The sequence below is a fragment of the Arthrobacter sp. C152 genome (assembly GCF_054890965.1).
Window position 1 is genome coordinate 51,118 of sequence record NZ_JBTZSU010000019.1, and the last position, 18,131, is coordinate 69,248.

Genomic DNA, 18,131 nt, shown 5'->3' on the forward strand with positions numbered 1-18,131 from the left:
CCAGGAGATGCCGTGGCCGCAAGTACCCTTACCGAGGTGGCACGCCTGGCCGGAGTGTCCCCCGCCACAGCCTCGCGCGTCCTGAACGGCTCGGCCCGCAAACCGGGCAAGGACATTGCCGAACGGGTCCGGCAGGCGGCGGAATCGCTGGGGTACATCCCCAACGCCCAGGCACAGGGCCTGGCAAAATCCAGCTCGGGGCTGATCGGGCTGATCGTCCACGACATCGCGGACCCCTACTTCGCCGCCATCGCCAGGGGGGTGCAGGCAGCCGCGCGTGAGCAGCGCAGGATGGTGCTGCTGGCCACCACCGGTGGCGGGCCGGCCGAGGAGAAGGAAGCGGTGGCAGCCTTTGCCGCCCGCCGCGCCGACTCGATAGTGATCGCCGGGTCCCGCTCGCGCCGCCCCGAGGACCGGGACGGCAATGCCGAACTGGCGGCCGAACTTGACCGCTATTGCCGCAACGGTGGCCAGGTGGCGGTGGTTGGCCATCCCGTGGTGGGTGCCACCGCCCCCGAGGGCTACCACGTGGTGGAAGTCCCCAACCAGGACCTCGCCCGGCAACTCGCGACCCGGCTGGCCGAGGGCTGGAATGGGGAGTTTGTCATCATCGGCGGCCCCGAAGGCCTCTTCACCTCCGACGACCGGATCCAGGGCTTCCAGGAAGGCCTGGAGCAGGCGGGCCGGGAGCCGGCGGAGGTCCTGCGCAACTCGTTCAACCGGACGGGCGGCTACGACGCGGGCATCAACCTGGCAGCCCGCATCACGGCCGGGCGCTCCGGGGACGGGGAAGGCCCGAAGCTTTGCATCTTCGCGGTCAACGACGTTATGGCCATTGGCGCCGCGGCAGCACTGCGGGCCGAAGGGCTGCGCATTCCCCGGGACGCGGCCATCGCCGGTTTCGACGACATCGAGACGCTCCGCGACTTCCGGCCCGCCCTCTCCACCGTCCGCCTGCCGCTGGAAGAAATCGGCAGGCTCGCCACGCAGGCCACGGGGCGGCCTGCCGGCGGGGACCAGGACGGGGAGGAAGTGCACGCGGGCCCGATCACAGGCGAGGTCACGCTCCGGCGCAGCACCGAAGCAGCCGCCTGATGGAACGGCGCGGGCTCTCGGCCGTGCCGGCGCGCGGCGCCGCACCCGGTCCCCGTCCGGCCATCCTGGTCCTGCCGGGCGGCGGCTACGCCCGCCAGGCCGGGCACGAGGCCGAGCCCGTGGCCCGGTGGCTGGCCTCGCTGGGCATCCACGCGTTCGTGCTGCGCTACCGGGTTGCCCCGGACCGCCACCCGGCGCCCCTGGAGGACGCCAAGGACGCCATGCTTTACATCCGCAGCGGGCGGCACGGCTTCGACCTGGACCCCGCCCGCGTTGGCGTCCTGGGGTTCTCGGCCGGCGGGCACCTCGCCGCCACGCTGTGCACCGGCGCCGCCACCGGAAGCCGGGACCTTGACGTTGCGGCCGCCGTCCCGGACCTTTCGGTGCTCTGCTATCCGGTGGTGTCGCTGACCCGCGACGTCCACCAGGGTTCGATCGACAACCTCCTTGGCGGCGCGCCGGCGTCGGCCATGCTTGCGGGGCTCTCGGCCGAACGGCAGGTCACGCACCGCACACCGCCGGCATTTGTGTGGCACACGGCGGACGATGCGGCAGTCCCCGTGAGCCACAGCCTGGCGTATGTCCAGGCGCTGTGGAACGCCGGCGTGGCGGCTGAGCTGCATGTCTTCCCGCAGGGACGCCACGGCCTGGGCCTTGCCACCGGTGAGCCCGGACCCGGGCAGTGGACGGCCCTGTGCGCGGCGTGGCTGGAGCGGGCGGGATGGGCGGACGCCGGAGCCGCGGAGGCCACAGCGGCAACGGTGCCTGCCAGCCTGTAGTGCCTCAGAGCGCCCGGATGGTCCATGTTGCCGAGTGGGACTGCCCCGGCTGCAGGTGGATCAGGTCCTGTCCCGAATTAAACGCGTCCGGCGGGCACGTCATCGGCTCAACGGCGAGGCCCAGCCGGTCCGGGCCCACGGGTTTGTCCGCGGTGTGGACCTGGACCCACGGCCACGCGGCATCCCATTCCAGCTCAACCCCGGTCCCCGAAGGGTCCAGGACACGCACGCGCGACTGCCCGTCGCTGCCGCGGGCGATGCCGGTGAACGCGTGGTCGATCTTCACATCCCTGAGCAGACGGGGCGGGCGGAAGTCAAAGGGCCCACCATCCACGCGGCGCAGGCCCACGGGGAGCAGGCGGTCGGGTGTGACTTCAAGGTAGGAATCGGCGGGAAGCTCCAAGGCCCACTCATCCAGCGGCGAGGGGCCGGCCACCAGGTAGGGATGGGGGCAGACGCCGTAGGGCGCCGCCGCCGAGCCCGTGTTGACCGCCAGCACCGTGCCGCGCAGCCCGTCGCCGGAAACTGAATATGTGGCGTGGAGCGTAAGCCCGGCCGGGTAGTCCGGCCCCGCAGAAATCCGGCAGCCGAGGACCACCCGGTCAGCCTCCGCCTCCACCACGTCCCAGGCGCGGTGGATCGCCAGCCCGTGCAGGGCCGCGCCCCGTTCGGGTTCATTGACGGCGGCGGCATACGACTTCCCGGCATAGGTATAGGTGCCGTCCGCCAGCCTGTTCGGCCAGGGCGCGCAGATGACGCCCCGGTAGTCCGGGACTCCGCCGTCCGGCCCAAAGCTGACCACCAGGTCCCGGTCCCCGTGGCGCAGTTCCCGCAGTGCGCCGCCCCGCGGGGTGACGATGGCGGAGTAGGGTCCATGGGCAATGCGGACGTCGGTTCCGGGCATGGTGTCCTTCAATCAAGGAGTGTTAGCGCTCAACAGCGTACCCCACCCTGCCGGTGAACGCTGGCTAGAGTTGCCTCATGCATGCACCTGCCGACGAGGACCTGATCGCCGCCATCAGGGAGGCGCTGCGGGGCCGCGCCGACCCCGCACGCGCCGCGGGCGCCCAGGCGTACATGAAGTCGTCCATGCCCTCATTGGGCGTGCGCGTCCCCGAGGTACGCCGGATCGTGGCGTCCGCTGCCGCGGCCTTTCCGCCCGGCTCGGGCGGCCAGCTGCTGGCCACGGTGCTGGAGCTGTGGCGCACGTCGGCCTACCGTGAGGAGCGGTACGCCGCCATCGACCTGACCGCCGCCCGGCTGGTGGCCCGGGACCTGGGCATGCTGCCGGTGTACGAGGAGATCATCCGGACAGGCGCATGGTGGGATTTCGCCGACGGGATATCCGGCCGGATCTGCGCCCTGCTGCAGGCCCACCCCACGACCATGGACCAAGTCCTTCGGCGGTGGAGCCGCGACCCGGACCCCTGGATCCGGCGCGCGTCGATCACGTCGCAGCTGCGGGCGAAGAAGGCAACGGACACGGCGCTGCTGGCCGCAGCCATCGAAGCGAACCTGGCGGACACGGAATTCTTCATCCGGAAGGCGATCGGCTGGGCGTTGCGGGAATATGCAAAAACGGCACCGGACTGGGTGGAGTCGTTCGTAGCCGGGCACGCCGCGACGATGAGCCCGCTCTCGCGGAGGGAGGCGCTGCGGCGGCTGGCTGCGCCGCCGGCGGCCGGGTAGCCGGGCGAGCCTAAATAACGGGACGTTCGACGACGGGTTCGTGCGTTTTGCGGAACAGCCGCCGGGTGCGGGGGTCCCAGAAGATCAGGTACAGGGCGAACAGCAGGGCGGTGACCGCGGCGGCAACACGGGCCATGGCAAGCGCGAAACCCAGGTCCTGGGTCTGCAGGTAGGGGAACACGTCCAGCTGGTCCGAAAGGGCGTAGATCATGAAGAACGACACCACGAAGTACAGCGCCTTGACCTGCCAGTCGTTGCGGATGCCCGTGACGGCGAAGAGCGGGATGAGCCACACCACGTACCAGGCCTGGATGATGGGGGCCAGCAGCACCACTGCGGCCAGGCCGAGGGCCAGGCGCCGCATCAGTCGGTCGTACTCGCCCCTGAACATCTGCCAGGCGACGACGCCGATGGCGAGCAGCTTGCCGGCGTCGAACACCCAGCCGGCCGGCACGGACCCGTCCAGGCCGAACGCGTTGGCCAGCGAGCCCACCACCATGCCGATCAGGCCTACGGGCGCGTACCAGATGGAGATGCTGCCCGGGGCGGAAAGCCCGTTGATCCAGCCGAAACCAAAGCCGTTGACCAGGCTCATGGCCGCCAGGACACCGAGGCTCAGGGCAGCGGTCATCGCCCAGAACAGGCCCTTGCGCACCCAGCCGGCGTCCCTCCCGGCCCACAGGAGCCCGATGAACGGCAGGAAGAGGATCGTGATGGGTTTAACCGCGATGGAGAGCGTCACCAGCAGGATCCCCCGGACGGGCCGGTGGGTCGCGGAGTAGTACAGGCCCGCCAGCGCCATCCCGATCATCAGGGAATCGTTGTGGACGCTGGCAATGAAGTTCGTCAGGAAGAGCGGGTTGGCCACCGTCAGCCAGAGGGCCCGGTGCGGGTTGACCCCGTGGAGCACCGCGAGCCGGGGCACGTAGATGACGCACAGCACCACGCCGGCCAGCGCAACCAGGCGGAACAGCATGATGCAGGCCTCCGGCTGGACGTTGGTCAGCCACACCACCAACTGTTCGATCCACAGGAACAACTGGCCGTACGGCACCGGGGCTTCGGTCCACATCTTGTCGGCGCCGAGCTGGAAGTAGTTGGAGAGCGCCGAGATGCCGTTCTCGTAGGGATTGAAACCCTCCACCATCAGCCGGCCCTGGCCGATGTAGGCATAGACGTCGCGGCTGAACAGCGGCACGCAGAACATCATGGGCAGTCCCCAGGCCACCACCGCGGCAAGAGTGGCGCGCCGCGCCTCATCGCCCCACACCCGGACCTTCTGGCCAAGCCGCAGCCAGGCCCGCACCAACAGCATGCCGCCCACCGCCAGCAACACGATCGACAGGGCGACACCGGGCGCTTCGGTGCGCATCCAGATGAACATCGGCATCCGGCGCAGTTCCGAAACGGGCGCCAGCCAGCCAACGCCGATGGAACCGGCGAGCATGAACAGGGAGCCGAGGAAGCCGGCGAGCAAGGATGAGCGGGGATGGTCCACTTCGGCACCCCTTGTGCCGGGAATGCCGTCCGCCGCCATCTCCCCCGCTGCGGGCACAGGCGCCGTCATCTCAGGATTGTCCAATCTTCTTGCGTTACCGCGTCTCGTCCCCTTGTCCGGGGCACGCTCCAGGGCGGAGGGCGACCCGCCGCGTACCCGAAATCCTAGCATCGGCCGGTGTCCGGAGGCTGTAAAGGTAGGCTGGTCCGGTGCCTATAACTAACGAACGCATCGTGTGGATCGACTGCGAAATGACCGGCCTGGACATCAAAAACGACGCCCTCATTGAGGTGGCGGCCCTGGTCACCGACTCCGAACTGAACATCCTGGGTGACGGCGTCGACGTGGTCATCAAGCCGGACGATGCCGCGGTGGCCCAGATGTCCGATTTCGTCCGTGACATGCACACCAAGTCCGGGCTGCTGGCCGAACTTCCGCACGGCAAGACCATGGCCGAGGCCGAAGCCGCGGTGATGGAATACATCTCCGCCTGGGTTCCGGACCCGCGCAAGGCGCCGCTGGGCGGCAATTCCGTGGGCACCGACCGCGTGTTCCTGTCCCGGGACATGCCGGCCGTCGTCGAACACCTCCACTACCGGGTGATCGACGTCAGCACCATCAAGGAACTCTCCCGGCGCTGGTTCGCGCGCGCCTACTTCCAGTCCCCCGCCAAGAAGGGCGGCCACCGGGCCCTTGGTGACATCAAGGACTCCATCGACGAACTGCGTTACTACCGCGAGGCTGTCTTCGTTCCGGCGCCCGGGCCGGACAGCGCCGCCGCCCAGAAGATCGCCCGGCGGATCACCGCCGGCGACGTGCCCGCACAGCCTGAAGCGTAATCTGCGCCACGTTTGCATGAAATTTCGCTGAAATCGCCGAAAGTGGACAAAGCACCCCTTTCGAGCAGGTAAGCTATTTGAGTTGCGTTTCCAGGGAGCCGGTTGGCCGGCCTTCCTCGAAGCTCATGGTGGGCGTAGCTCAGTTGGCAGAGCGCCTGGTTGTGGTCCAGGAGGTCGCGGGTTCAACCCCCGTCGCTCACCCTCACAGGGTGGCACATGCAGCCGCCAAGAAGGAGGCCGTACCGGATATCCGGTGCGGCCTCCTTTGTCATGCACCACCTTTGCACTGGATACCGCCGGAGGGCTACGAGATGACCGTTCTGCCGATCACCATCTGGGGCGAACCCGTCCTGCACAAACGCGCCGCCGAGGTGGACGTTTTCGACGACGAACTGCGCACCTTGATCGCCGACATGTTCGAAACCAACGACGCCGCCAACGGCGTGGGCCTCGCCGCTCCCCAGATCGGGGTGGGCAAACGGATCTTTGTGTACAAATACGCCAACGACGACGGCGCGCCCCCTTCGGGGGTGCTGGTCAATCCGGTCCTCACCCTGTCCAAGGTGTCCGGGGCGGCCCCGGATCCCGATGAAGAGGAAGAGGGCTGCCTGTCCTTTCCCGGGGAGCAGTTCCCGCTGAAGCGGGCCGAATGGGCACGCGTGGAAGGTTTTGACGGTTTTGGCCAGCCGGTGAAGTTCGAGGCAACCGGCTGGTTCGCCAGGGTCATCCAGCACGAGTACGACCATCTGGACGGCAAGCTGTACGTCAACAGGCTGATCGACCGTTATGCCCGCAAAGCGAAAAAGCAGGCAAAGAAGAACGGCTGGGGCGTTCCGGGGCTCACCTGGATGCCGGGGGTGGACCCGGATCCGTTCGGCCACTGACCATCAGCGCGTACTGATGGTCGGCTGGTCCGGGCAGGACGAGAGGACCCGCTTCATGGCGTCCTTTTCCGCGTCGGTGACCCACAGCCCGTAGGCGGCCTTCACCGAAATCTGGCGGGCCACGTAATGGCAGCGGATCGCCGCGTTTTTCGGCAGCCAGGTGGCGGCGTCACCCGAACTCTTTTGCTGGTTCGCCGGGCCGTCCGCGGCAATCAGGTTCAGGGGATCGTTGGCAAGGCTCTGCCGCTCCTTCGCGGCGAGTCCCTGCGCTCCTTTTTGCCAGGCATCGCCCAGCGCCACCACATGGTCGATCTGCACTGCGCGGCTGCTCTCGGAGCCGCGCTGGAAGTCCATCTCCTGGCCGGTATAGGGTTCCCGGAAATGCCCCGCCGTGACCTTGCACCTGGACCCGTCGGCGAACACCACGCCAGCCAGATCCCGCCGCAGGATGTCATTGCGGGTGTCGCAGCCGTTGCGGTCAACATCCAGCCATGCCTGGCCGAAGGCCTCCCGGTCATAATCGGTGTTCGCGGCCCTGCCCTTAACGGCCAGCCCCTCCAGCGCGGCGGCCGCGGAGCCCGCCGGAACGGGATGCGGCTGCACCACGGGCTTCATCCAGGCCGGATTGAAGACCGGCGCTTCCGTGGGGCCGTCCGATGCGGGTCCCGCGGCCGCAAACTGGCCGGCGGTGAAGAACCAGAAGAGGACGGCGAGGATGGCTGCCGCGGCCGTGGCCAGGACAGCCCAGGCCTGGCGGGAGCGCCGGCGGGCACGGCGGTAGGCGGACCAGCTGATGGTCATGGGGCCACGGGCACGGAGCGGGAGTCAGGCACCCCACGAGCCTAGGACAGTGGCGGCGCCACGGCGCCGATATCCACACTGTTGGGGACGAGTGATGAATCACACGATGCGCGGTTACTGCTCGCGCATGACCCTCCGCAGGTCTTCCTCGGCGATGGCAAGGAGCCCCTCGAGCTGGCGGACCCGGTCTTCGGTGACGTCGCCTGTTTTCTGGGCGGTCCGGGCGCGCTCAAGCAGCCGGACTGCTTCCTTGTGGTTTTCCTTGGCCACGTCGAGGGCGTGTTCCAGGGTGGTCTCGTGCTGAAGAGTAGATTCGTTGTCCATGGGACCAGTGTGGTCCCCTTTCCCGGCTGATTCCAGAGAATCAGCCGGGAATTCAATGGGACAGGCTAGACGGCGATGGCCGCCAGTGCCGCCGCGGACTCCTTGGCGGGGTACGACGGCGGGTTCACGCCGGCCATTTCCTCCATGACGCGGACCACCTGGCAGCTGTAGCCGAACTCGTTGTCGTACCAGACGTACAGGACGAGGTTCTTGTCGGTGGACACCGTGGCGAGGCCGTCGACGATGCCTGCACGGCGGGAGCCGACGAAGTCGGTGGAGACAACCTCGGGCGAGTCGATGTAGTCGATCTGCTTGCGCAGGTCCGAGTGCAGCGACATTTCCCGCAGGTAGTTGTTGACCTCGTCCTTGGTGGTGCCGTTTTCCAGGCTCAGGTTCAGGATGGCCAGCGAAACATCCGGGGTGGGGACGCGGATGGAGCTGCCGGTCAGCTTGCCGAGCAGTTCGGGCAGGGCCTTGGCCACCGCTTTGGCTGCGCCGGTCTCGGTGATCACCATGTTGAGGGCGGCGGAGCGGCCGCGGCGGTCGCCCTTGTGGAAGTTGTCGATCAGGTTCTGGTCGTTGGTGAAGGAGTGGACGGTCTCCACGTGGCCGTGGACCACGCCGAATTTGTCGTTGATGGCCTTCAGGACCGGGGTGATGGCGTTGGTGGTGCAGGAGGCGGCGGAGACGATCGTGTCGCTGTCCTCGATGTCCCGGTGGTTGATGCCGTGGACGATGTTCTTCAGTTCGCCCTTGCCCGGCGCGGTCAGCAGCACGCGGGCAACGCCCTTGCTCTGCAGGTGCTGGGACAGGCCTTCGGCGTCGCGCCAGCGGCCCGTGTTGTCCACCACCAGGGCGTTGTTGATGCCGTAGGCGGTGTAGTCGATGGTGGCGGGGTCGTTGGAGTAGATGACCTGGATCCGGACACCGTTGGCGGTGATGGTGTTGGCCGCCTCGTCGATGCGGATGGTGCCCTCGAAGGAACCGTGGACGGAGTCGCGGCGCAGCAGGCTGGCGCGCTTGGAGAGGTCGTTGTCGGAGCCGCGGCGGACCACGATGGCGCGCAGGCGCAGGCCGTGGCCGCCACCGGCCTTTTCGATGAGGAGGCGGGCCAGCAGGCGGCCGATCCGGCCGAAGCCGTAGAGCACGACGTCGGTGCTGGTGCGCTCGTCGCCGCCGCGCTTGCCGACGATCCCGGCGAGCTCGCTGCGGAGGAATTCTTCAAGGGAGGCGCCGTTGCCTTCTTCCTTGAACTTCTGGTTCAGCCGGGCGATGTCGATGGCGGCCGCGCCCAGTTCAAGGCCGGCCAGCGTGTTCAGCAGGGGTGCCGTTTCCTCCAGGAGCAGCTCGTCCTTGCTCATCCGGCGCGCAAAACGGTGCGCCTTGAGGATGTTCATGGTGGACTTGTTGATCAGGCTCCGGCCGTGGATGCTGGTCACCACGTTGTTTTCGCGGTACAGCCTGCCGATCACCGGGATCATGGCCTCGGCGAGGGCCTCCCGGCCCATCCACGTGTCAAGGCAAGAATCAGACGTCTGGCTCACAGAAATACCTTCCTCGGTTCAGCCGTGTACGTCGTCGTACACAGATGTAGGCCACCTGATGATGTCCAGGGGCACCGGCGCCTGCAGGGGTCGGCCCCCAGGCACCTGGATCGCTGCAAAGAAAAACCGCCGGTTGCGAACGCAATTCCCGGCGGAAGAACTCCTGCGTCCTTTCACTATTCTAATTTGGCCGACTCCCCCGAACACGACGGTATGGCGTGAAATCACTCACACGGGGGGCGCCGGCACCGGATGCGGACTCTCAGTTGTGGAGTGCCGAATAGAGGTTCAGGCTGGCGGAGAAGACAACCCAGGAGAGATACGGCAGTACCAGGAGTCCGGCAACGGCACTGGCGGGACCGAAACGCAGGACCAGGAATGCCAGGGAAGCGGCCAGGGCGCAGATCACGGCGAAGGCCGCCCATAAAGCGGCCGTACCGAAGATCGGGAAGAGTCCAAAGAAGGTCGCCGGCCAGGCGGCATTGAGCAGAAGCTGGGCTGCGTAGCCGGCGAGGGTGCCGCCCACCAGGGCTCCCCTGCGCCAGACCAGCCACGCGGCGACGGCAACACCGGCATACAGGGCCATCCACGTCGAGCGGAACATCCAGCCCGGCGGCATCCACGGTGCGTTGGCCGATGCCGCAAACCACCCGCCGGAATTCAGGATGATGGGGATCGACGCAACCGCCCATGCGGCCGCGGAAAGGGCCAGGAAACCGGCGAAGGCGATGGCCTGGCGGCCGCGGGCCGGGAGCGGGGGTTCGGCTGCACCGGGCCCGGGCAGGGGGTCAGGGATTACGGCCACGGTCCAGCTTCCCGAACCTTGGGTGCGAGGTCAAACCGGGATTCCGTGACCGGGTGTGCGGATGGGACAGCCGGTACGCCGGGTTCTGTTCCCCCGTTCCGTTGCCGGACCGGGGGCGACGGCCATCCATCTACGAGTACCGTTGCCGGCACCCTCCAGCGGCCTACCCGGACACTCGGGCGGGCAGCCCTCAAACGTGTCCTGTCTGGCCTTGCTCCGGGTGGGGTTTACCTAGCCTTCCCGGTCACCCGGGAAGCTGGTGGTCTCTTACACCACCGTTTCACCCTTACCCGCGCTCCCCCATCCAAGGACCTGGAAGGCGGGCGGTCTGTTTTCTGTGGCACTGGCCTGCGGGTTACCCCGAGTGGGCGTTACCCACCACCCTGCCCTGTGGAGCCCGGACGTTCCTCGAGCCACTGCGTGGCGCGCGGCCGTCTGGCTGTCCCATCCGTCGTCCATTCTACCGGCGCCGCGGCAATCCCTGTCGCCGGTAGGATCGGACGGTGCTGATTCTGCTTCCCCCTTCCGAAGGCAAGACACCCGCAGTCCGGGGATCAGCCGTCGACTGGCCGTCACTGAGCTTCCCCCAACTGAATGCGTACCGCGCCAAGGTGCTGGAGGCCCTGGGCACGGTGAGCGCGCATGAGGATGCCCTCGCACTGCTGGGCGTGGGGGCTTCGCTGAAGGACGACGTCGAACGCAACACCCGCCTGCACGCGGAACCGGCCGCCCCGGCACACCGCATCTACTCCGGCGTCCTCTATGACGCCCTGGGCTACAAGTCCCTCACGCCGGCGCAGCAGCGCAAGGCCGGCGAATCCGTCCTGGTGGTTTCGGCGCTCTGGGGCGCCATCCGCCTCGGGGACAGCGTGCCCGCGTACAGGCTGTCCATGGGAACCTCACTGCCCGACGTCGGCCGCCTCGCCTCGTTCTGGAAGCCGCAACTCACCGACGCCCTTGGGGAGGCTGCGTCCGGCCACCTGCTGGTGGACTGCCGGTCCAGCACCTACGCGGCGGCATGGGCACCGCCGGCAGGGCAGACTGTGACGGTCAATGTCTTCACGGAGGCCGGCGGGGTGCGCAAAGTGGTCAGCCATTTCGCCAAGCACACCCGCGGCGAACTCGCGCGGCACCTGCTGGCACGCCGCGGCAAGGCGCCCGCAACGCCGTCGGACGCGCTGAAGGCCGCCCGAGAGAAATGGGACGCAGAGCTGGTGCCCGGGACCGCGCGCAAGCCGCACGCCCTGAACATCATCCTGCCCGGCTAAGCCGCCGGGCAGGATGCGTCACTCGGCCCCGGCGCTTAGGTCCATTCGTCGGAGCGGACCAGGATGGCGCCGGAGTCGGGGCAGAACACGATGTCGTCCGGCGCCGCTGCCTTGATCTCGGCGAGGTCGCCCGGGCTCAGCTTCATGCCCGACGCCTCGGAGGTGCCGTGGAACAGCCGGGCAGCGCCCACGCCGCGCCGGGCCAGGGTCTTTTCGTAAACCGCCAGCAGGGCGGCGTCCAGGGCCTGGGCAAAGTCATTGCGCCTGCTCCGCACGCCGTCGGCCTCGGCGTCCACCCCTGCCAGCGCGTCATCAAGTTCGGCGCGGATGCCGGCGAAGGATCCCTGGATGTCATCGACGATCTGCTGCTGGGCTGCCTGCCGCTCCCGCAGCGTGTCCAGCCGCTCCAGGACCTCCAGTTCCACATCCTCCAGGTCCGAGCGGCGCTTGGTGAGTGAGGCGATGTCCTTCTGCAGGGCGACGAGGTCTTTGGACAGGCCGGTGCCGCTGTTAAGCCGGGCCTCGTCGCGTTCGATGCGGGACGCGACCTGTTCGACGTCGGCCTCGGCCCGCTTCAGCTCGGCTTCGGCATCGTGCACGGCCACCTTCGCCGCCCCCAGTTCGCCGTTGGCGACGGACAGGGCGGCTTCGAGGTCCTTGATCCGGGGGTCGTTTTCCAGGGTGCGGCGTCGGGTGGCGAGGGCTTTCAGGCTGGCGTCCAGCCCCTGCAGTTCGAGCAACTTCAACTGTTCTGCCGGTGCTGCCTTGGCCACTGTTACCTCCGCGTGAGACCTGCCGGCCTGGGCCGGGCGCCGGACCGGCGCTTCCTAGACTCTAGCGCGTGGGCCGCCCGGCAGCCCCCAGCCCGGCCAGCCCGTCCAGCCACTCCAGCCGGGTCAGCCCGGGGTCAGGATGAAGTCCCAGGGATCGCTGTTGGTGGTGCTGACCTGGATTTCAACGTCATGGCCCTGGTCCGCCAGGACGTTGCCGAGTGCGGCCGCAGCGGCCGGCAGCCAGAGCCATTCGCTGGCGAAGTGCGAGACGTCCACCAGGTAGGGCCGGCCGTTGAGGGCAGCTTCGCGCGCCTCGGAGGCCGGGTGGTGGCGGAGGTCGGCGGTGACGTAGACATCCGCGTTGCTGGCCCGGACCTCGTTGAACAGTGAGTCCCCGGCGCCGCCGCACACGGCGATGCGGCGCACCAGGCCGTCCTTGTCGCCCGAGACGCGCACGCCCCCGGCAACAGAGGGGAGGATGCCGAACACCCGGGCGGCAAAGTCGCCGAGGCTCATGGCGTCCGCCAGGTCCCCGACGCGCCCGATGCCTTCTTCCGGCAGGCCGTTGGCCGCGACAGTGAGCGGTGCGACGTCCTGCAGGCCCAGGGCGTCGGCCAGGACATCGGAGACGCCCCCGACGGCGGAGTCCCCGTTGGTGTGCACCGTGAGCAGGGCCGTGCCCGACTCGATCAGCCGGTGCACCGCCCGGCCCTTCGCGGTGGTGGCGGCCACCGACGTGACGCCTTTCAACAGCAGCGGGTGGTGAGTGATCAGCAGTTCGGCTCCCCATTCCACCGCTTCCTCGATCACTTCCAGCGTGGGATCGACCGCAAACATGACCTTGGTGACCGGTGCGGCGGGATGGCCTGCCACCAGTCCCACCTCGTCCCAGTTCTCCGCCAGCGACTCGGGCCAGAGTTCCTCCACTGCAAGGAGCAGCTCGCCAAGCGTGGGTGCGTCCACACTGCCGGGGGCCGCGCCGGAGGAGGCGCCGGCGCCGTGATCTGCCTGGCCGGTAACGTCGGTGTCCACAGGTTCCATAGTCTTAGTTTTACCCCATCGCCCCGCCGTGCCCGCACGCTGCCGGCGTCGCCGCCACGGTCCGGGGAATCATCCGGCGCCGCCAACCATTGAAGAGGTCATGAAAACTTTTGTTCTAGGCGGAGGCTGCTTCTGGTGCCTCGACGCCGTCTACCAGAAGACCCGCGGCGTCTCATCGGTGGTGTCCGGCTACACCGGCGGCCACGACCCCCGGCCGGACTACTACTCGGTCTGCAGCGGCACCACCGGACACGCGGAGGTGGTGGCGGTCACGTTCGATGAGGAGGTCATTCCGGCTGAGGTCATCCTCGACATGTTCTTCGCCCTGCACGATCCCACCACCCTGAACCGGCAGGGCTATGACGTGGGCACGCAGTACCGTTCGTCCATGTTCTATGAGACCACCGAGGAGAAGATCCTGTTCGAGGAGGCCATCGAGCGGAACCAGGCGCTGTGGGCACATCCGATCGTGACGGAGGTCAGCAGGCTCCCCCGGTTCCATGTGGCCGAGGAATTCCACCAGAACTACTACGCCAAGCACCCGGAGCAGGGGTACTGCCAGGTGATCATCAACCCCAAGCTTGCGAAGGCCCGGAAATATTACTCTGCATGGCTTAACGCTTAGCCAGCGTTACGCGGCCTCGTTAGGCTGACCTCAGTATTCACCCTTCAGAGATAGGCGTATCTACATGGCACGGATCTATGACGATGTAACGCAGCTGGTAGGCGGGACCCCGCTGGTCAGGCTGAACCGGCTGAGCGAGGGGCTGGATGCCACTGTCGCCGTCAAGCTGGAGTTCTACAACCCGGCCAACAGCGTCAAGGACCGCATCGGCGTTGCCATCATCGACGCCGCGGAAAAGTCCGGGGCCCTGAAGCCCGGCGGCACCATCGTCGAAGGCACCTCCGGCAACACCGGCATCGCCCTGGCCATGGTCGGTGCTGCCCGCGGCTACAAGGTCATCCTCACCATGCCGGAGACCATGTCCACCGAACGCCGGGTCATGCTGCGCGCCTTTGGTGCCGAGATCGTCCTCACCCCGGGTTCTGAAGGCATGCGCGGCGCCGTCGAGAAGGCACAGGAGATCGTCGCCAACACCGAGAACTCCGTCTGGGCAAAGCAGTTCGCCAATGAAGCCAACCCGGAGATCCACCGCCGGACCACCGCCGAGGAAGTCTGGGCCGACACCGACGGCGCCGTGGACATCTTCGTTGCCGGCGTCGGCACCGGCGGCACCATCACCGGCGTCGGACAGGTGCTCAAGGAGCGCAAGCCCGGCGTCCAGATCGTGGCCGTGGAGCCCAAGGACTCCCCCATCCTCAACGGCGGCGCCCCCGGCCCGCACAAGATCCAGGGCCTGGGCGCCAACTTCGTCCCCGAACTGCTGGACACCAACGTCTACGACGAGGTCATCGACGCACCCCTCGAGGAGTCCGTCCGCGTTGCCCGCGAGCTCGGCATCAAGGAAGGCATCCTGGGCGGCATCTCCTCCGGCGCCATCGTCTGGGGCGCCCTCGAACTGGCCAAGCGCCCGGAGAACGCCGGCAAGCTGATCGTCGCCGTGGTCTGCGACTTCGGCGAGCGTTACATCTCCACCGTGCTGTATGACGACATCCGCGGCTGATTCACAGCAGCCGTCCGCCCGTTTCCTGTAGAAAGAACTTTGTGGGCTTTTTCGCAAGACTGAAGGAAGACCTCGACGCCGCCCGGTCCCACGACCCGGCGGCTCGAGGTTCTTTTGAGAACTTTTTCGCATATTCCGGTTTGCATGCCATCTGGATCCACCGGCTGACGCACGCGATGTGGCAGAATCCCGGGCTGCGCTTTCCCGCGCGCCTGCTCTCCCAGCTGGGCAGGTTCCTGACCGGCATCGAGATCCACCCGGGGGCCACCATCGGCCGGCGCTTCTTCATCGACCATGGCATGGGCGTGGTCATCGGGGAGACCGCCGAGATCGGTGAAGACGTCATGATCTACCACGGCGTGACCCTCGGCGGCCGTTCGCTGGCCCGGATCAAGCGCCATCCCACCATCGGGGACCGGGTGACCATCGGCGCCGGCGCCAAGATTCTGGGCCCCATCACCATCGGCCGGGACAGTGCCGTGGGCGCCAACGCCGTGGTGGTCAAGGACGCGCCGCCGGAATCAATCGTCACGGGCGTCCCCGCCAAGTGGCGCCACCGGGACGCGCAGCGGGAGACCACTCCCGCCGTCGACCCCGCAGAGTACGACATCGAATACCGCATCTGACCTACGGTCGCGGCGCGGTCCCTGACCGCGTCGCAGCCACCCCAGCATGCACAAAGGCGGGCAGTTCCCGGATTCTTCCGGGAACTGCCCGCCTTTGTGTTGTGCGGAAGCGGGTCCTAGTGGGTGTCCACCGCTTCGATCTCGGACTTGTCCTCGCCCCAGAGGGTGTGGAAGGTGCCTTCGGCGTCAACACGGCCGTAGGTGTGGGCGCCGAACAGGTCACGCTGGCCCTGGATCAGGGCGGCGGCAACGCGCTTGCGGCGCAGGCCGTCGTAGTAGGCCAGCGAGGAGGAGAAGACCGGAACCGGGATGCCCAGCTGCACGGCGGTGGCGACGACGCGGCGCCAGGCCGGCAGGGCGTCGGCGATCGCCTTGGTGAAGGCAGGGGCGAACAGCAGGTTGGCCGGCTTTTCGTCGGCCGCGTAGGCCTTGGTGATGTCCTTGAGCAGCTCGGCGCGGATGATGCAGCCGGCGCGCCACAGCGAAGCGATCTCGTCCAGCTTCAGCTCCCAGCCGTACTCCTTGGCTGCGGAGGTCAGCATGTCCAGGCCCTGGGCGTAGGAAACGAGCTTGGAGGCGTACAGCGCCTGGCGGACGTCCTCAACGAAGGTCTCGGGGATTTCGACGGCGGCTTCCCCGCCTTCGAGCAGTTCCTGGCCAAGCTTGCGCTGGGCAGCCTGCGAGGACAGTGCACGGGCGAAGACGGACTCGGCGATGCCGGAGACCGGGGAGCCCAGTTCCAGGGCGGAGATGACGGTCCAGCGGCCGGTGCCCTTCTGGCCGGCGGCGTCCACCACGACGTCGACGAACGGCTTACCGGTCCTGGCGTCAACGTGGCCGAGGACTTCGGCGGAGATCTCGATCAGGAAGGACGAGAGGTCGCCCTTGTTCCACTCGGTGAAGATCTTGGCCTGTTCGGCCGGTTCGATGCCGGCGCCGGAACGGAGCAGGTCGAAGGCTTCGCCGATGACCTGCATGTCCGCGTATTCGATGCCGTTGTGGACCATCTTGACGAAGTGGCCGGCACCGTCGGTTCCGATCCAGGCGCAGCAGGGTTCGCCGTCGACCTTGGCCGAGATCTTTTCCAGCAGCGGGCCGAGGGCCTTGTAGGACTCCTTCGAACCGCCCGGCATGATGGACGGGCCATTGAGCGCGCCTTCCTCGCCGCCGGAGACGCCGACGCCGACGAAGTGCAGATCCTTCTTGGCCAGGGCGGCTTCGCGGCGGCGGGTGTCCTCGTAGTGGGAGTTGCCGGCGTCGATGATGATGTCGCCCGGCTCCAGCAGCGGCTCGAGCTGCTCGATGACGGAGTCCACCGGCTTGCCGGCCTTGACCATGATGAGCACGCGGCGCGGCTTCTCCAGGGAGTCAACCAGCTCCTGCAGGCTTTCGGTCCGGATGAAGTCGCCCTCGGAGCCGTACTTCTCCAGCAGGGTGTCGGTCTTTTCCACCGACCTGTTGTGCAGGGCAACCGTGAAGCCGTTGCGGGCCAGGTTGCGCGCTAGGTTGGCGCCCATCACTGCGAGGCCGGTGACACCGATGTGTGCAGACATCAAGAACTCCAATTCATTGTGTGCGACGGATGCTGCCCTCCAGGGGCGGAAGGCACCGAGGCAAATCAGGGGGTCGGAATAAAGCATATATATTCCGGCGGTGACTGGAAAGTAACGGCCCCGTAATGGAACCTTTTGTGTCATTGCCAGTGTAGGACCGCTGCCGCCGCCTGTCGCCGCCCGCACTAGGCTTAGCAGCATGACCAGCAGCCTGCACCACCGTGCCATCGACAACCTTGGCACCCGCATCATTTCGGGGGAACTCCCCGCTGGCCACATCATGCTCGCCGAACAGCTGGAGGACGAGCTGAACGTCTCCCGGTCCGTGGTCCGGGAAGCGGTGCGCGTCCTGCAGTCCCTCGGATTGGTGGAAACCACCAAGCGGGTGGGCATCCGCGTCCTGCCGCCGAGCCGTTGGAACCCCTTCGATCCCCAGGTCATCCGGTGGCGCCTGGCCAGCGACTCGCGCGGCGCCCAGCTGCGCTCGCTGGCCGAGCTGCGCGCCGCCGTCGAACCTGCAGCGGCGGAGCTCGCCGCCCGGAACGCGCCGGCCCCCCTGCGGCTGGAGCTGGTCGATGTCGCCCGGGCCATGCGGGAAGCCGGCAACAACGGCGAATCGGCCCGCTTCCTGGAACTGGACATCCGCTTCCACTCCCTGCTGCTCTCAGGGTCCGGCAACGAGATGTTCGCCAACCTCATGGGCCAGGTGGCCGAAACCCTGACCGGCCGCACCGTTCATGGACTGATGCCGGACCACCCGCACCAGGCTGCACTGCAGTGGCACGTGGACGTGGCGGAGGCGATCGCCCGGGGCGATGCCGCCGCGGCCCGGGACGGTTCAGACCGCATCCTGCGGCGGACAATGGCCAGGATGGCCGACACGTGGACGGAACAGCCGCGCGTTTTTATCCCAGTGCGCCCCTGACCGGCAGCGGTCCTTCGCTGGTGAAGCTGAGGAGGACTTTGCCGGAGGTGGTGGAGTCTTTG

At 67.6% G+C, this 18,131-nt stretch carries 19 protein-coding genes, 1 tRNA gene and 1 other RNA gene; 11 read left to right on the forward strand and 10 right to left on the reverse strand.

Going from position 1 to position 18,131, the window contains the following annotated elements:
- Positions 1-12: 12 nt before the first annotated feature.
- Entirely contained in the window at positions 13-1,095 is a 1,083-nt protein-coding gene (locus tag ACYSM9_RS13855; protein WP_461857535.1) for a LacI family DNA-binding transcriptional regulator, read from the forward strand.
- A complete protein-coding gene (locus ACYSM9_RS13860) occupies positions 1,095-1,874 on the forward strand; it encodes an alpha/beta hydrolase (protein ID WP_461857536.1) in 780 nt (259 codons plus the stop codon). The genes ACYSM9_RS13855 and ACYSM9_RS13860 overlap by 1 nt, the downstream gene beginning before the upstream one ends.
- A gap of 4 nt (positions 1,875-1,878) precedes the next feature.
- Here ACYSM9_RS13860 and ACYSM9_RS13865 read toward each other — a convergent pair whose 3' ends face one another.
- On the reverse strand, positions 1,879-2,778 hold the full coding sequence (locus ACYSM9_RS13865) for an aldose 1-epimerase family protein (RefSeq protein WP_461857537.1): 900 nt from the start codon (positions 2,776-2,778) through the stop codon (positions 1,879-1,881).
- Positions 2,779-2,855: 77 nt separating this feature from the next.
- On the opposite strand from ACYSM9_RS13865, the gene ACYSM9_RS13870 reads away from it, so the two are divergent.
- A complete protein-coding gene (locus tag ACYSM9_RS13870; RefSeq protein WP_461857538.1) occupies positions 2,856-3,563 on the forward strand; it encodes a DNA alkylation repair protein in 708 nt (235 codons plus the stop codon).
- Between the two features lie 10 nt (positions 3,564-3,573).
- Here ACYSM9_RS13870 and mptB read toward each other — a convergent pair whose 3' ends face one another.
- A complete protein-coding gene (mptB, locus tag ACYSM9_RS13875) occupies positions 3,574-5,130 on the reverse strand; it encodes a polyprenol phosphomannose-dependent alpha 1,6 mannosyltransferase MptB (RefSeq protein ID WP_461857539.1) in 1,557 nt (518 codons plus the stop codon).
- Positions 5,131-5,270: 140 nt separating this feature from the next.
- On the opposite strand from mptB, the gene orn reads away from it, so the two are divergent.
- The 3 genes from orn (at position 5,271) to def (ending at position 6,784) form a co-directional block, all read left to right on the forward strand.
- Entirely contained in the window at positions 5,271-5,900 is a 630-nt protein-coding gene (gene orn, locus ACYSM9_RS13880; protein WP_461857540.1) for an oligoribonuclease, read from the forward strand.
- Positions 5,901-6,028: 128 nt separating this feature from the next.
- Positions 6,029-6,101, forward strand: a tRNA-His gene (locus ACYSM9_RS13885).
- A 110-nt stretch (positions 6,102-6,211) separates the two neighbouring features.
- Positions 6,212-6,784: a peptide deformylase gene (gene def / locus ACYSM9_RS13890; protein WP_461857541.1), complete on the forward strand. Its 573-nt coding sequence runs from the start codon at positions 6,212-6,214 to the stop codon at positions 6,782-6,784.
- 3 nt (positions 6,785-6,787) lie between these two features.
- Here the strand turns inward: def and ACYSM9_RS13895 are convergent, their stop codons facing one another.
- The 5 genes from ACYSM9_RS13895 to rnpB all read right to left on the reverse strand — a co-directional run bounded on the left by ACYSM9_RS13895 (position 6,788) and on the right by rnpB (position 10,705).
- Positions 6,788-7,585, reverse strand: coding sequence for an HNH endonuclease family protein (locus ACYSM9_RS13895; RefSeq protein ID WP_461857542.1), 798 nt, complete (start codon positions 7,583-7,585; stop codon positions 6,788-6,790).
- A gap of 114 nt (positions 7,586-7,699) precedes the next feature.
- A complete protein-coding gene (locus tag ACYSM9_RS13900; protein WP_461857543.1) occupies positions 7,700-7,909 on the reverse strand; it encodes a hypothetical protein in 210 nt (69 codons plus the stop codon).
- Between the two features lie 65 nt (positions 7,910-7,974).
- Positions 7,975-9,453 (reverse strand): glyceraldehyde-3-phosphate dehydrogenase, encoded by a 1,479-nt coding sequence (locus ACYSM9_RS13905; protein WP_461857544.1) that lies wholly within the window; start codon positions 9,451-9,453, stop codon positions 7,975-7,977.
- Positions 9,454-9,715: 262 nt separating this feature from the next.
- A complete protein-coding gene (locus ACYSM9_RS13910; protein WP_461857545.1) occupies positions 9,716-10,258 on the reverse strand; it encodes a TspO/MBR family protein in 543 nt (180 codons plus the stop codon).
- A gap of 58 nt (positions 10,259-10,316) precedes the next feature.
- Positions 10,317-10,705, reverse strand: an RNA gene (gene rnpB / locus ACYSM9_RS13915) — RNase P RNA component class A.
- Positions 10,706-10,761: 56 nt separating this feature from the next.
- Here rnpB and ACYSM9_RS13920 point away from each other — a divergent pair.
- A complete protein-coding gene (locus tag ACYSM9_RS13920) occupies positions 10,762-11,526 on the forward strand; it encodes a YaaA family protein (RefSeq protein ID WP_461857546.1) in 765 nt (254 codons plus the stop codon).
- A 35-nt stretch (positions 11,527-11,561) separates the two neighbouring features.
- Here ACYSM9_RS13920 and ACYSM9_RS13925 read toward each other — a convergent pair whose 3' ends face one another.
- Positions 11,562-12,299, reverse strand: a complete 738-nt coding sequence (locus ACYSM9_RS13925; protein WP_461857547.1) for a zinc ribbon domain-containing protein — start codon at positions 12,297-12,299, stop codon at positions 11,562-11,564.
- Positions 12,300-12,422: 123 nt separating this feature from the next.
- Positions 12,423-13,340, reverse strand: a complete 918-nt coding sequence (locus ACYSM9_RS13930) for a Nif3-like dinuclear metal center hexameric protein (protein WP_461857548.1) — start codon at positions 13,338-13,340, stop codon at positions 12,423-12,425.
- A 100-nt stretch (positions 13,341-13,440) separates the two neighbouring features.
- Between ACYSM9_RS13930 and msrA the strand changes: the two genes are divergently transcribed.
- The 3 genes from msrA (at position 13,441) to epsC (ending at position 15,591) form a co-directional block, all read left to right on the forward strand.
- Positions 13,441-13,965, forward strand: a complete 525-nt coding sequence (gene msrA, locus ACYSM9_RS13935) for a peptide-methionine (S)-S-oxide reductase MsrA (RefSeq protein WP_461857549.1) — start codon at positions 13,441-13,443, stop codon at positions 13,963-13,965.
- Positions 13,966-14,029: 64 nt separating this feature from the next.
- Complete coding sequence (gene cysK, locus ACYSM9_RS13940) at positions 14,030-14,965, forward strand: cysteine synthase A (RefSeq protein WP_461857550.1); 936 nt, start codon at positions 14,030-14,032, stop codon at positions 14,963-14,965.
- Positions 14,966-15,006: 41 nt separating this feature from the next.
- On the forward strand, positions 15,007-15,591 hold the full coding sequence (epsC, locus tag ACYSM9_RS13945; protein ID WP_461857551.1) for a serine O-acetyltransferase EpsC: 585 nt from the start codon (positions 15,007-15,009) through the stop codon (positions 15,589-15,591).
- A 116-nt stretch (positions 15,592-15,707) separates the two neighbouring features.
- On the opposite strand, the gene gndA is transcribed toward epsC, so the two are convergent.
- Positions 15,708-17,144: an NADP-dependent phosphogluconate dehydrogenase gene (gene gndA, locus ACYSM9_RS13950; protein ID WP_461857552.1), complete on the reverse strand. Its 1,437-nt coding sequence runs from the start codon at positions 17,142-17,144 to the stop codon at positions 15,708-15,710.
- A 199-nt stretch (positions 17,145-17,343) separates the two neighbouring features.
- On the opposite strand from gndA, the gene ACYSM9_RS13955 reads away from it, so the two are divergent.
- Positions 17,344-18,069, forward strand: a complete 726-nt coding sequence (locus tag ACYSM9_RS13955; RefSeq protein WP_461857553.1) for a FadR/GntR family transcriptional regulator — start codon at positions 17,344-17,346, stop codon at positions 18,067-18,069.
- Positions 18,070-18,131: the final 62 nt, after the last annotated feature.

Excerpts from the sequence above, each read along its gene's own strand:
- ACYSM9_RS13860 (WP_461857536.1), top strand. The coding sequence starts at position 1,095 with ATGGAACGGCGCGGGCTCTCGGCCGTGCCGGCGCGCGGCGCCGCACCC.
- ACYSM9_RS13865 (WP_461857537.1), bottom strand. The coding sequence starts at position 2,778 with ATGCCCGGAACCGACGTCCGCATTGCCCATGGACCCTACTCCGCCATC.
- ACYSM9_RS13870 (WP_461857538.1), top strand. The coding sequence starts at position 2,856 with ATGCATGCACCTGCCGACGAGGACCTGATCGCCGCCATCAGGGAGGCG.
- mptB (WP_461857539.1), bottom strand. The coding sequence starts at position 5,130 with ATGACGGCGCCTGTGCCCGCAGCGGGGGAGATGGCGGCGGACGGCATT.
- def (WP_461857541.1), top strand. The coding sequence starts at position 6,212 with ATGACCGTTCTGCCGATCACCATCTGGGGCGAACCCGTCCTGCACAAA.
- ACYSM9_RS13895 (WP_461857542.1), bottom strand. The coding sequence starts at position 7,585 with ATGACCATCAGCTGGTCCGCCTACCGCCGTGCCCGCCGGCGCTCCCGC.
- ACYSM9_RS13900 (WP_461857543.1), bottom strand. The coding sequence starts at position 7,909 with ATGGACAACGAATCTACTCTTCAGCACGAGACCACCCTGGAACACGCC.
- ACYSM9_RS13930 (WP_461857548.1), bottom strand. The coding sequence starts at position 13,340 with ATGGAACCTGTGGACACCGACGTTACCGGCCAGGCAGATCACGGCGCC.
- msrA (WP_461857549.1), top strand. The coding sequence starts at position 13,441 with ATGAAAACTTTTGTTCTAGGCGGAGGCTGCTTCTGGTGCCTCGACGCC.
- cysK (WP_461857550.1), top strand. The coding sequence starts at position 14,030 with ATGGCACGGATCTATGACGATGTAACGCAGCTGGTAGGCGGGACCCCG.
- gndA (WP_461857552.1), bottom strand. The coding sequence starts at position 17,144 with ATGTCTGCACACATCGGTGTCACCGGCCTCGCAGTGATGGGCGCCAAC.
- ACYSM9_RS13955 (WP_461857553.1), top strand. The coding sequence starts at position 17,344 with ATGACCAGCAGCCTGCACCACCGTGCCATCGACAACCTTGGCACCCGC.